The organism is uncultured Streptomyces sp., assembly GCF_947488945.1.
Taxonomy (GTDB): domain Bacteria; phylum Actinomycetota; class Actinomycetes; order Streptomycetales; family Streptomycetaceae; genus Streptomyces.
In genome coordinates this window covers 131155-144195 of record NZ_CANLBS010000003.1, presented here as the reverse complement: position 1 = coordinate 144195, position 13041 = coordinate 131155, and the positions used below count along the sequence as shown (strand labels likewise).

The 13041-nt window shown below is 71.7% G+C and carries 8 protein-coding genes; 5 read left to right on the top strand and 3 right to left on the bottom strand.

Going from position 1 to position 13041, the window contains the following annotated elements:
- Positions 1–14: 14 nt before the first annotated feature.
- From Q0994_RS05025 to Q0994_RS05015, 3 genes are all read right to left on the bottom strand, one after another.
- Entirely contained in the window at positions 15–839 is an 825-nt protein-coding gene (locus Q0994_RS05025; RefSeq protein WP_299529484.1) for a hypothetical protein, read from the bottom strand.
- A gap of 183 nt (positions 840–1022) precedes the next feature.
- Complete coding sequence (locus Q0994_RS05020) at positions 1023–2156, bottom strand: metallophosphoesterase (protein WP_299529482.1); 1134 nt, start codon at positions 2154–2156, stop codon at positions 1023–1025.
- A gap of 174 nt (positions 2157–2330) precedes the next feature.
- On the bottom strand, positions 2331–3443 hold the full coding sequence (locus Q0994_RS05015) for a LacI family DNA-binding transcriptional regulator (protein WP_299529480.1): 1113 nt from the start codon (positions 3441–3443) through the stop codon (positions 2331–2333).
- A 387-nt stretch (positions 3444–3830) separates the two neighbouring features.
- Between Q0994_RS05015 and hisC the strand changes: the two genes are divergently transcribed.
- The 5 genes from hisC to Q0994_RS04990 all read left to right on the top strand — a co-directional run bounded on the left by hisC (position 3831) and on the right by Q0994_RS04990 (position 13027).
- Positions 3831–4910, top strand: coding sequence for a histidinol-phosphate transaminase (hisC, locus tag Q0994_RS05010; RefSeq protein WP_299529478.1), 1080 nt, complete (start codon positions 3831–3833; stop codon positions 4908–4910).
- 237 nt (positions 4911–5147) lie between these two features.
- A complete protein-coding gene (locus Q0994_RS05005; protein WP_299529476.1) occupies positions 5148–6659 on the top strand; it encodes a cytochrome ubiquinol oxidase subunit I in 1512 nt (503 codons plus the stop codon).
- 17 nt (positions 6660–6676) lie between these two features.
- Positions 6677–7678, top strand: coding sequence for a cytochrome d ubiquinol oxidase subunit II (gene cydB / locus Q0994_RS05000; RefSeq protein ID WP_299529474.1), 1002 nt, complete (start codon positions 6677–6679; stop codon positions 7676–7678).
- A gap of 41 nt (positions 7679–7719) precedes the next feature.
- On the top strand, positions 7720–11241 hold the full coding sequence (cydD, locus tag Q0994_RS04995; protein WP_299529472.1) for a thiol reductant ABC exporter subunit CydD: 3522 nt from the start codon (positions 7720–7722) through the stop codon (positions 11239–11241).
- A gap of 79 nt (positions 11242–11320) precedes the next feature.
- Entirely contained in the window at positions 11321–13027 is a 1707-nt protein-coding gene (locus Q0994_RS04990; protein ID WP_299529471.1) for a GAF domain-containing sensor histidine kinase, read from the top strand.
- The last annotated feature ends 14 nt before the right edge of the window (positions 13028–13041 follow it).

Here is a 13041-nt window from a genome sequence, read left to right as displayed (position 1 = left end):
CGGCCGAGGCGGCGCTACTGCGGCTCGTGCTCCGGCCCGCCGTAGTCCGGGCTGGTGAAGTCGGGACTGGTGAAGGTCGGGCGCGGTCCCGCCGGAGGGCCGTCGGCGGGTCCGGAGAAGTCCGGGCTGCTGTAGCCGATCTTCGGGATGCGGTTCGGCGAACGGAGCGGGGTGCGGGCCGCGGGCGCCGCCGACGGATCGGCCAGGGCGTCGCGGAGGAACGGAAGGATGCCGCGCTCCAGCAGGGCATGCCGCCAGGCTTCCCTCGCCCGTGCGACCTCTTCCGGGAAGGCGTCCTCCTCCCGCTGGGCGGCCTGCGCCGAAGCGCCGTTGCGCAGCGCGGTGACCAGCAGCCCGGCGGTGGCGACGAGGACGGCCGCCGCGGCCGCCGCGGCGAAGAACCAGCCGGCGGTGACCATGGTGCCCGCGAAGGCCAGGGACGGTGAGAGGCCCTGGAGGGCGTAGCCGACGAGAAGGAAGATCCCGGCTGCCGTCCCCGCCAGTATCGGCGCGAGCACGGTGACCACCGCGCCTATGCCCGCACCCGGCCCCTCGGGCCCGGCCGCCTCCGCGTCCGGGGCCGTGTCGGGGTCCGCGTCCCCGGTGGGTGCGCGCAGCTCGCCGCGCGCCTTCACGTAGTGCTCGTACTCGGTGGCCGCCGCCGCGGTGATCAGCGCGGTGGCGCTGAGGGCCATCGTCCTCAGCTGTTCGCGGTTGAGCCGCTCCCCGACCCCTTCGAGGTCCGGGTGCTCGTGGGCGTGGCGCAGTGCGTCGCCGAGGATCCGCTCGAACTCGGGCCTGTCCTCGGCCAGCAGGTGCGGAGCGCTTGTCATCTGCATCCCCCGATGCTCCGTAGTGCGCCCGATCACCCAAAGGCGCGGGGCGACATGGCGGAAACGGAGGAGAGCCTGCTACTGGTACGCCGATGGTAGAGCGCGGACGGCATGGCGTGACAGGGTGTTTCCGGAAAAGGGCCCGGCGGCCGGTGGACCGGTTCGGGTGATCCTTTCCCCCGTCGAGCCTCAGTCATGCAGGGGGAGCCGCACCACCAGCAGTTTTCCGGCCATCGTCACGCCGCCGTCCATGGCGATGGCGAGCCCGTCGGCGTACACGTGCGGGCCGGTCACCACGGGACCCGCGCCGTTCTCCCCGTCCTCCGAGCCGACTTCGCCCAGCAGGTACGGGATGGGGCTGTGGCCGTGCACCACGCGCCGGCCGCCGTAGGTGTCCATGAGGGTGCGGGCCGCGTCGGCGCCGCCCTCGTCCCGGAACGCGAAGCGCTTGGTGAGCTTGCGGAAGACGTCCCAGCACTCGTCGGCGTCGCCGCGGGTGAGGATCGCGTGCACCGTGTCGTTGACGTCCTCGACGGTGGAGCCGTAGTCGAGGTACGCCATGGTGTCGGAGTGCATGAGCAGGTGCCCGTCCTCCTCCACCATGGCGTCCAGCCGGGACATCCACTGGAGGTGTACGTCGCGCAGCCGGTCCATGTCGCTCTTCTGACCCCCGTTGAGCAGCCAGGCCGCCTGGAAGGTGGCCGTGCCGGCGCCCGAGTGCACGGGGGTGTCGGCGAACCGCTTGGCGCCGATCAGCAGCAGTTCGTGGTTGCCCATCAGGGCCTTGCAGTAGCCGCCGGCCGCCGCTGCTTCGGCCGAGAGCTGCATGACCAGGTCGATGACGCCGATGCCGTCGGGGCCGCGGTCGGTGAAGTCGCCGAGGAACCAGAGCCGGGCGTTGCCCGCCGCCCAGCTTCCGTCGGCGTCGATGAGGCCCTGCTCGGCCAGGGCGGCGCGCAGCTCGTCGAGGTAGCCGTGGACGTCGCCGACCACGTAGAGCGGACCCAGGCCCTCGCTCGCGGGGCGGGGGTCCGGCACGGTCCGGGGCTCGGAGGCGTCGCTGCGGCCGATGACCGGCAGATCGCGTTCGGTGGGGGTGTAGCCCTCCGGCGGCTCGTCGGCGGGTACGGCGTCGCCGGGGTGCACGGCGAGGCCCTGGTGCGGTCCGGCGGCGAACACCGCACCGCCGGGCGCCGGGGGGAGGACAGGGCTGCCGGGGTGCGGCAGACCCGTCTCCACGGGGGTCCGCGCGTACGGCGGGACGCGGAAATCGCGCAACGTCGCCGTGCGCACCACGGGTTCCTGACCGGCCCCCTGAGTCATCGACCCCTCCACCACCGTCGCGCCGCCGTACACCTGACGGGCCGTGCCTGGTAGGGAGGTCCGCGGTGTCGTGCGCCCATCATAGGAATGCGGATCGTGCTCTGTGACGCACCAGGGGTGGTGAATCCGGGCGCACGTGCGGTTCACCTGCGAATTGGTCCGGATAATCCCGGTTCACTCCCTGTTCGGAGAGCGTGGTGCGCTGACGGTGGTGCGCGGCGGGCGGCGCTGCGACGAGGTCCGGACGATCAACTCGGTCGGTATCACCTGCTCCACCGGACCGTCCTGGCCGACGCCCTCGATGGCGTCGATGAGCAGTTGCACCACCGCGGTGCCGATCCGGCGCGGCTTGAGGGAGAGCGTGGTGATGGGCGGCTCGGTCGTCGCGTAGACCATGGACTCGCTGCAGCACACCAGCAGCAGGTCGTCGGGGACGCGCAGGCCGTACCGCCGGGCCGCCGCGAGCAGGTCGGTGCCGTTCGGGTCGAAGAGGCCGTAGACCGCGTCGGGCCGGTCCGGTCGGGCGAGCAGCCGGTCGGCCGCCACCGCGCCCGCGCACGGATCGTGCGCCGGGTAGGACTCGTACACCGGGTCCTGGCCGACCCGCTCGCACCAGTGCAGGTAGGCGGTGGTCGACAGTCGGGTGTACGTGTCGGTGGTCGTCCCGGTCAGCAGGCCGATGCGCCGGGCGCCGGCCGCGGCGAGGTGGTCGAGCAGATCGAGCACGGCGGCCCGGTGGTCGTTGTCCACCCAGGCGGTGACCGGGAGTTCGCCGGCCGGACGGCCGTCGGAGACGACGGGGATGCCCTGCCGGATCAGCTCGGTGACGACGGGGTCCTGGTCGGAGGGGTCGATGACCACCGTGCCGTCCAGGGCCACGTTCGACCAGACGTCGTGGCGCGAGGTCGCCGGGAGGATCACGAGCGCGTATCCCCGGTCCAGCGCCGCCGAGGTGGCTGCTCTCGCCATCTCCGCGAAGTACGCGAACTCGGTGAAGGTGAAAGGTTCATCCCCGTACGTGGTCACGGTCAGGCCGATCAGCCCCGACTTGCCCGTACGGAGGGTCCGGGCCGCGGCCGACGGGCGGTAGCCCAGGCGCTCCGCGACCTCGCGGACATGGCTGCGGGTGGCGTCCGGGAGCCTGCCCTTGCCGTTGAGCGCGTCGGAGACGGTCGTGATCGAGACGCCGGCCGCGGCGGCCACGTCACGGATCCCGGCCCGTCCTGAGCGGCCGTTGCGCCGGGGGGTCTCGGTCCGGCTCACCTGGTGCTTCCCTGCTGCTGTCATGGCGAGCCGATAGTAGGGCTCCGGAGGGTGGTGGGTCCGGTCGCATATGCCCAGGTTGACAGGCACGTTTCTGCAAGGTCACGGTCCGTCAAATACCTTACAATGAAAGGAGGTTGTTCCTTTCCGCGCCGATGTGTGGGACGTCGTTCGGTAAGCGCCTGCTACATGTTCGATGTTTCGAAGAGGTCTCAACTCACTACTTCGAGGGACGCGCGCCACGGCGCGAGCTACCGGCGCGCGGCGCACGGTGAAACGCTCCCCCTTCCCGCGCGCGGGTTCCGCCGGCCGCGCCGGGACCCGGACATCCCGCTCCCGGCCACGTGCGGAACCGTCCCTCCTCATAGGGTGAGGAGTGTTGACGTGTGCATATGGTCGAGGAGGACCGCGGTGAGCGAGACGAGCCCCAAACTGCGTGCGGCGCTGGACGGCGTGCCGGCCTACGTGCCGGGGAAGCCGGCGTCCGCGGACGGACCGGCCGCCTTCAAGCTGTCCTCCAACGAGAACCCCTTCCCGCCCCTGCCGGGCGTGATGGAGTCGGCGCTCGCCGCCGCCGGAGCGTTCAACCGGTACCCGGACATGGCCTGCACCGGCCTGATGAACGAACTGGCCGACCGGTTCGGCGTCCCCCTCTCGCACCTGGCCACCGGTACGGGCTCGGTGGGCGTGGCGCAGCAGCTGCTTCAGGCCACGTCCGGTCCCGGCGACGAGGTCGTCTACGCCTGGCGCTCCTTCGAGGCGTACCCGATCATCACGCAGGTCAGCGGCGCCACCTCGGTGCGTGTGCCGCTGACCGACGGCGAGGTGCACGACCTGGACGCGATGGCGGACGCGATCACCGACCGGACGCGGATGATCTTCGTCTGCAACCCCAACAACCCCACCGGAACCGTGGTGCGCCGGGCGGAGCTGGAGCGGTTCCTGGACCGGGTGCCCTCGGACGTCCTGGTGGTGCTGGACGAGGCGTACAAGGAGTTCGTCCGGGACGTGGAGGTGCCGGACGGTCTGGAGATCTACCGGGACCGGCCGAACGTGGCGGTCCTGCGGACGTTCTCCAAGGCCTACGGGCTGGCCGGCCTGCGGGTCGGGTTCGCGGTGGCGCACGAGCCGGTCGCGGCGGCGCTGCGCAAGACCGCGGTGCCGTTCGGCGTGAGCCAGCTCGCCCAGGACGCCGCGGTGGCCTCGCTCCGCGCCGAGGACGAGCTCCTCGGACGGGTCGGCACACTGGTCGGCGAGCGCGAGCGGGTGCGCGAGGGGCTGCTCGGCCAGGGGTGGACCGTGCCGGAGTCGCAGGCCAACTTCGTCTGGCTGCGGCTCGGGGACCGCACGGCGGAGTTCGCCGCGTTCTGCGAGCGGTCCGGGGTGGTCGTCCGGCCGTTCGCGGGTGAGGGGGTGCGTGTGACGATCGGCGAGACCGAGGGCAACGACGTGTTCCTGAAGGCGGCGGGGGAGTTCCGCGCCGCGTCGTAGTCGAGTGCCTCACCGGCGGCCCCGGACCTCTTCGGAGGGCCGGGGCCGTTGTGCTGTCCGGATCGTGGGGGCACCGGTGGCTGAAAGGGGGTACCCCCTCGAAGATCCCGTACAGGTGTGCGCCATAATTGCTTGTGAATGTGAACGCGTTCACAAGCGGGTCCTGCTTCGTCCCCGTATCGGGGGGATCAAAGGGGCGAATTCCGCTGGGACGCGGCGACGTAAGGAGAGGACGACGTGGAGCTAGCTCTGGCGCCAGAGACCATGGCGCGCTGGCAGTTCGGCATTACGACCGTCTACCACTTCCTGTTCGTCCCGCTGACGATCTCGCTCGCCGCGCTGACGGCCGGCCTGCAGACCGCGTGGGTGCGGACGGAGAAGGAGAAGTACCTCAAGGCCACCAAGTTCTGGGGCAAGCTCTTCCTGATCAACATCGCCATGGGGGTCGTCACCGGCATCGTGCAGGAGTTCCAGTTCGGCATGAACTGGTCCGACTACTCGCGGTTCGTCGGGGACGTCTTCGGGGCGCCGCTCGCCTTCGAGGCGCTGATCGCGTTCTTCTTCGAATCCACCTTCATCGGCCTGTGGATCTTCGGCTGGGACAAGCTGCCGAAGAAGATCCACCTCGCCTGCATCTGGATGGTCTCCATCGGGACCGTCCTCTCCGCGTACTTCATCCTGGCGGCCAACTCCTGGATGCAGCACCCGGTCGGCTTCCGCATCAACAAGGAGCGCGGCCGCGCGGAACTCACCGACTTCTGGCAGGTGCTCACCCAGAACACCGCGCTGACCCAGTTCTTCCACACCATCACGGCGGCCTTCCTGGTCGGCGGCGCCTTCATGGTCGGCATCGCCGCCTTCCACCTGGCCCGTAAGCGCCACATCCCCGTCATGCGGACCTCGCTGCGGCTCGGCCTGATCACCGTGGTGGTCGCCGGTCTGCTCACCGCCGTCAGCGGTGACCTGCTCGGCAAGGTGATGTTCAAGCAGCAGCCCATGAAGATGGCCGCCGCCGAGGCGCTCTGGGAGGGCCAGGAGGGCGCGCCCTTCTCGATCTTCGCGGTCGGGGACGTCGCCGAAGGCCACAACACCGTGGAGATCTCCATCCCCGGCGTGCTGTCCTTCCTCGCCGACGACACGTTCACCTCGTACATCCCCGGCATCAACGACATCAACGAGGCCGAGCAGGAGAAGTACGGTCCCGGCGACTACCGCCCCAACATTCCCGTCGCCTTCTGGAGCTTCCGGTGGATGATCGGCTTCGGCATGGCCTCGTTCGGCCTCGGCATCCTCGGCCTCTGGCTGACCCGCAAGAAGTTCATGCTGAGGCCGGGGCTGCGGACCGGCGACGACGAGGTGCCGAACCTGGTGCTCTTCAAGAACAAGGCGCTCAGCCCGAAGATCGGCCGCCTCTACTGGATCGTCGCGCTCTGGACTCTGCTCTTCCCGTTGATCGCCAACTCCTGGGGCTGGATCTTCACCGAGATGGGCCGTCAGCCGTGGGTCGTCTACGGCGTCCTGCAGACCCGCGACGCGGTCTCCCCGGGCACCTCCCAGGCCGAGGTGATCACCTCGCTGGTCGTCTTCACCCTGGTCTACGCGATCCTCGCGGTGGTCGAGGTGAAGCTGCTCCTGAAGTACATCAAGGCGGGACCGCCGGAACTCACGGAGGACGACCTCAACCCGCCCACCAAGATCGGCGGCCATCAGGACGCCGACGCCGACCGGCCGATGGCCTTCTCCTACTGAGAGCGGGGGACTGAACGATGCAACTCCACGACGTCTGGTTCGTGCTCATCGCCGTTCTCTGGATCGGCTACTTCTTCCTGGAGGGCTTCGACTTCGGGATCGGCGTCCTCACCAAGGCGCTGGCCCGCGACCGCAAGGAGCGACGGGTCCTGATCAACACGATCGGTCCGGTCTGGGACGGCAACGAGGTCTGGCTGCTCAGCGCGGGCGGTGCGACCTTCGCCGCCTTCCCGGAGTGGTACGCCACCCTGTTCTCCGGCTTCTACCTGCCGCTGCTGATCATCCTGCTCTGCCTCATCGTGCGCGGTGTCGCCTTCGAGTACCGGGCGAAGCGGCCCGAGGAGCGGTGGCAGACCAACTGGGAGCACGCCATCTTCTGGACGTCGCTCATCCCGGCGCTGCTCTGGGGCGTGGCGTTCGGCAACATCGTGCGCGGGGTCAAGATCGACGCCGACATGGAGTACGTCGGCACCCTCGGGGACCTGCTCAACCCCTACGCGCTGCTCGGCGGTCTGGTGACGCTGACCCTGTTCACCTTCCACGGCGCGGTGTTCGCCGCCCTGAAGACGGTGGGCGACATCCGGGTGCGGGCGCGCGCCCTGGCCTCGAAGGTGGGCCTCCTCGCGGCGGTGCTCGCCCTGGGGTTCCTGATCTGGACCCAGGTGGACACCGGTGACGGCTGGAGCCTGCTCGCCATGGTCGTCGCCGTGACGGCGCTGGTGGGCGCCCTGGTGGCCAACGCGGCCGGCCGGGAGGGCTGGTCCTTCGCGCTCTCCGGAGTGACCGTCGCCGCCGCCGTGGCGATGCTCTTCCTGGCGCTCTTCCCGAACGTCATGCCCTCGTCGCTGAACGAGGCGTGGAGCCTCAATGTCACCAACGCCTCCTCGACCCCGTACACGCTGAAGATCATGACCTGGTGCGCCGGGATCGCGACGCCGATCGTGCTCCTGTACCAGGGCTGGACGTACTGGGTCTTCCGCAAGCGCATCGGCACCCAGCACATAGCCGACGCGCACTGAGCCCACCGGCTCCACCGACCTCTCCCAGGGGGATGTTTCACGTGAAACCGATCGACCCGCGACTCCTCCGGTACGCCCGTGCCACCCGCGTCTTCCTGGCGGCCGTGGTCGGACTCGGGGCGGTCGGTGCCGCGTTGGTCATCGCCCAGGCGATGCTCCTCGCCGAGATCGTGGTGGGCGGCTTCGAGGAGGGGAGGTCGGTCTCCGACCTCTCCACCCCCCTGTTGCTGCTCGCCGTGGTCGCGCTGGGCCGGGCGCTGGTCTCCTGGCTCACCGAACTGGCGGCGCACCGGGCGAGCGCGGCGGTCAAGTCCGAGCTGCGGGGCCGGCTCCTGGAGCGCGCGACCGCGCTCGGTCCCGACCGGCTCGGCTCCCTGCGGACCGGGTCGCTGGTGGCCCTCGCCACCCGTGGCGTGGACGCCCTGGACGACTACTTCTCCCGCTACCTTCCACAGCTCGGCCTGGCGGTCGTGGTGCCGGTGGCGGTGCTGGCCCGGATCGTGACGGAGGACTGGGTCTCCGCCGCGATCATCGTGGTCACCCTGCCGCTGATCCCCGCCTTCATGATGCTGATCGGCTGGGCGACCCAGTCCCGGATGGACCGTCAGTGGAAGCTGCTGTCCCGGCTCTCCGGCCACTTCCTGGACGTCGTCGCCGGACTGCCCACCCTGAAGGTCTTCGGGCGGGCCAAGGCCCAGGCCGAGTCGATCCGCACGATCACCTCGCAGTACCGGCAGGCGACCGTACGCACCCTGCGGATCGCCTTCCTCTCCTCGTTCGCGCTGGAACTGCTGGCCACTCTCTCCGTGGCTCTCGTCGCCGTCACCATCGGCATGCGGCTGGTCCACGGCGAACTTGACCTGTACACGGGGCTGGTGGTGCTCATTCTCGCGCCCGAGGCGTACCTGCCCATCCGTCAGGTCGGCGCTCAGTATCACGCGGCGGCCGAAGGACTGGCCGCCGCCGAGGAGATCTTCGAGGTCCTGGAGACCGGACTGCCCGCCGCCGGAACCGCGGACGTCCCCTCCTCGCCCCTGCGGCTCGAACTGGACCGGGTGACGATCCGCCACGAAGGCCGCGCCGCACCCTCCCTGGACGCGGTCACACTGGTCGTGGAACCGGGGGAGACGGTGGCGTTGGTCGGCCCGAGCGGGGCGGGCAAGTCCACTCTGCTCCAGGTGCTGCTGGGCTTCTCCGCCCCGGACGAGGGCGCCGTGCGGGTGGGCGGCGTCCCGCTCGGCGACCTCTCCCCCGCACGCTGGCGCGAACGGATCGCCTGGGTCCCGCAGCACCCGCACCTCTTCGCCGGGACCATCGAGGAGAACGTGCGGCTGGCCCGGCCCGACGCCGAGCCCGCCGCGGTGACGGCCGCCCTGCGCGACGCCGGAGCGTGGGAATTCGTCGACGCGCTGCCCGACGGCGTGCGGACCGTGCTGGGCGAGGACGGGGCCGGCCTCTCCGCCGGGCAGCGGCAGAGGCTGGCGCTCGCCCGCGCCTTCCTCGCCGACCGCCCCCTGCTCCTCCTCGACGAGCCGACCGCCAACCTCGACGGCGAGACCGAGGCCGGAATCGTCGACGCGGTACGGCGGCTGGCGGCCGGCCGGACCGTGCTCCTCGTGGTGCACCGGCCCGCGCTGCTGCCGCTGGCCGACCGGGTGGTCCGGCTGGAGCCCCGGCCGGCCCCGCAGGACGCCGTTCCCGCCCCGGAAGGCTCCTGCGCCCACGTCTCCGTCGACGGGGCGGACGCGTCGGACGGAGCGGCCGGGCACGTACCGCTGACGCTGCGGGAGACCGCTCCGCGAGGCGGCCGGGTGCTCGCCCGGGTACGTGAGGCGGCCGGTGCGCAGCGCCGGCGACTGGCACTCGCCCTGCTGCTCGGCAGCCTGGCCGTGGGCTCCTCGGTGGGGCTCATGGCCGTCTCCGGCTACCTGATCTCCCGCGCCTCGGAACAGCCCCCGGTCCTCTATCTGATGGTGGCGGTCACCGCGACCCGTGCCTTCGGCCTCGGCCGGGCCGTCTTCCGGTACGCCGAGCGCCTGGTCTCCCACGACACCGTCCTGAAGATGCTGGCGGAGCTGAGGGTCGCCGTCTACCGACGGCTGGAGCGCATCGCGCCCGCCGGGCTGCGCACCACCCGTCGCGGCGATCTGCTGTCCCGGCTGGTCGCGGACGTGGACGCCCTCCAGGACTACTGGCTGCGCTGGCTGCTGCCCGCCGGGACGGCCGTGCTGGTCGGTGCCGCGTCCGCCGGGTTCGTCGGCCGGCTGCTTCCCGGCGCGGGCGCCGTGCTCGCCGTCGGCCTGATCCTCGCCGGGGTCGGCGTGCCGTTCGTCAGCGGGGCCTTCGCCCGCCGGGCCGAGCGCCGGTTGGCGCCCGCCCGTGCGGAACTCGCCACCCGTGTCACCGACCTGCTGGGCGGCACCGCCGAGCTGACCGTGGCCGGCGCCCTCCCGGCCCGGCACGCCCGCCTCCGGGAGGCGGACGGGGTCCTCACCCGGATCACCGCACGCGGCGCCGCCGCGACCGCGCTCGGCGGCGGACTGTCCACCCTGATCTGCGGTCTGACCGTGGTCGCGGCGGCGGCGGTCGCGCTGCCCGCCGTGCACGACGGCCGGCTGGCCGGCGTCGCCATGGCCGTCGTCGTCCTCACGCCCCTCGCCGCCTTCGAGGCGGTGACCGGCATCCCGCTGGCCGTCCAGTACCGCCAGCGCGTCCGCCGGAGCGCGGAGCGGGTGTACGAGGTGCTGGACGCCCCCGTTCCCGTACGGGAACCGGAGGCTCCGGCGGACGCCCCCGCCTCCGCCTTCCCGGTGGAGCTGCGCGCGGTGACGGCCCGCTACCCGCAGGCGGACCGGAACGCCCTGGACGGGGTGGACCTGACACTGACCGCCGGACGCAGGATCGCCGTGGTGGGGCCGTCCGGTTCCGGCAAGACGACCCTCGCCCAGGTCCTGCTGCGGTTCCTGGACCCGGCGTCCGGGGAGTACCGGATCGGTTCCGTCCCGGCGACCGCGCTGGAGGGCGACACCGTCCGTACCTTCGTGGGGCTCTGCGCACAGGACGCCCACGTCTTCGACAGCACCGTCCGGGAGAACCTGCGGCTGGCCCGTCCCGCCGCGGACGAACGGGAACTGCGGCGGGCGCTGGCCGAGGCGCGCCTGCTCGACTGGGCCGACGGACTGCCCGAGGGCCTGGACACCCCGGTGGGCGAACACGGCGCCCGGCTGTCCGGCGGCCAGCGCCGGCGCCTCGCGCTGGCCCGGGCGCTGCTCGCCGATTTCCCGGTCCTCGTCCTGGACGAGCCCGCCGAACATCTCGACCTGGAGACCGCCGACGCGCTGACCGCGGACCTGCTGGCCGCCACCCGCGGGCGTACCACCGTGCTGATCACCCACCGGATGGCGGGCCTGGACGCCGTCGACGAGGTCGTGGTGCTCGACGCGGGCAGGGTGGTGCAGCGCGGAACGTACGCGGAGCTGGCGGCGGTGGACGGGCCGCTGCGCCGGATGCTGGAGCGGGAGGCCGACGCGGAGCCGCTCGCCGGTGCTGCGGTTCCCGCGTGATCCGTCGGTCGGGCGCTCCACGGGCCGCGACGACCGAAACCGACTTTCGGTGCAGATCGGCACTTACTAGGCTCGACGCATGGCAGAGCAGGACGCGCAGGACTCACTCGAAGCTGCCACCAGGGCGACTCGCAGCCTCCAGGGGCTGTCCACCGAGCTGACCGCCCGCATCCCTCAGCTCCTGGAGGCCATGCGGTCCATCGGCGCCGGTCTCGAACTGCACTCCACGCTGGACCGGATCTGCGAGACCGCCGCCGTACTGACCGGTGCCCGCTACGCGGCGATCGGCGTGGTGAGCGAGTCGGCCGAAGGCCTGTCCGACTTCATCTCCTACGGGGTGTCCGAGGAGGTGGTCCGGGCGATCGGCCATCCACCCGACGGCCGCCGTGGGCTGCTGGGCGCACTGATCCACGAGCCCGACACGGTGCTGCTCGACGATCTCACGACGGACCCGCGAGCGGCCGGCTTCCCGCCCGGCCATCCCCCGATGAAGTCCTTCCTCGGCATGCCGATCCGCGTCGGCGACGAGATCTTCGGCAACCTCTATCTCAGCGAGAAGCGGGGCGGGGCGCCGTTCGACCAGGACGATCTGCACATGGTGCGGGTCCTCGCCGCCGAGGCGGGCATCGCCATCGGCAACGCCCGGCTGTACGAGGAGGCGCGGCAGCGCGAACGCTGGATCGACGGCTCGGTCGCGGTCACCACCGCCCTGCTCTCCGGCGGTGACGCGGACGACTCCCTGACGGTGGTGGCCGAACAGGCCCGGCGGCTGGCGGCCTCGGCCGCGGGCGTGGTGATGATGCCCGCAGAGGAAGGAGGGCTGGAGATCGTCGCGGTCTCCGCCGACGACCCGGCCGCTTCGCTGGGCGTGGTCATCGGTCCGGAGAGCCCGGTGGTGGCGGCGCTGCTGGCCGGAGAGTCGGTGTTCATGGACGACTCGGCCACGGATCCCCGGATGATCTCGCGCCAGGCCGCCGCGTACGGGCCGAACATGCTGGTGCCGCTGCACAGCGGCGGCCGGATGCTCGGCGCACTCGCCACCCCCCGGGCCCGGGGCGACCGGCCCTTCACGGAGGCCGAGCGGACGCTCGCCACCCAGTTCGCCTCGCAGGCGGCGCTCGCGCTGATGATGGCCGAGGCGCAGCGGGACCGGGAGCGGCTGGCCGTCTACGAGGACCGCGACCGCATCGCCCGCGACCTGCACGACCTCGTCATCCAGCGTCTGTTCGCCACCGGCATGATGCTGGAGGGTGCGCAGCGCCGGGCGATGGTCCCCGACGTGCAGGAAGGCGTGGGCCAGGCCGTGGACGAGCTGGACGTGACCATCCAGGAGATCCGCACCGCGATCTTCGCCCTCCAGCAGGAGCCCGCCCAGGCGCCGTCCGGCCTGCGTACCCGGGTGCTCCGAGAGATCAACATGGCCGCGGTGCCCCTCGGCTTCAAACCGTCCCACCGCTTCCTCGGCGCCGTCGACACGCTCGTCGGCGAGCTCACCGGGAAGAACCTGATCGCGGCGCTGCGGGAGGCCCTGTCCAACGCGTTCCGGCACGCCGGGGCCTCACTGATCGACGTGGTCGTCGACGCCACCGCGACGCTGCCGGACGGGCGCCCGGCGGTCCGCCTGACGGTCGCCGACGACGGGGTGGGCATTCCCGAGGGCGGACGGCGCAGCGGTCTGCGCAATCTGGCCCGGCGCGCCGAGTCCCTGGGCGGTGCGAGCTGGTTCGGTCCGGGCATCGGCGAGAACGGGGGCGGCACCGGGGTGGTGTGGCAGGCGCCTCTCTGAGGGCCGTCCCAAGG

Coding starts and splice junctions, on each gene's coding strand:
- Q0994_RS05025 (WP_299529484.1), bottom strand. CDS start 839: ATGCAGATGACAAGCGCTCCGCACCTGCTGGCCGAGGACAGGCCCGAG.
- Q0994_RS05020 (WP_299529482.1), bottom strand. CDS start 2,156: ATGACTCAGGGGGCCGGTCAGGAACCCGTGGTGCGCACGGCGACGTTG.
- Q0994_RS05015 (WP_299529480.1), bottom strand. CDS start 3,443: ATGACAGCAGCAGGGAAGCACCAGGTGAGCCGGACCGAGACCCCCCGG.
- cydB (WP_299529474.1), top strand. CDS start 6,677: ATGCAACTCCACGACGTCTGGTTCGTGCTCATCGCCGTTCTCTGGATC.
- Q0994_RS04990 (WP_299529471.1), top strand. CDS start 11,321: ATGGCAGAGCAGGACGCGCAGGACTCACTCGAAGCTGCCACCAGGGCG.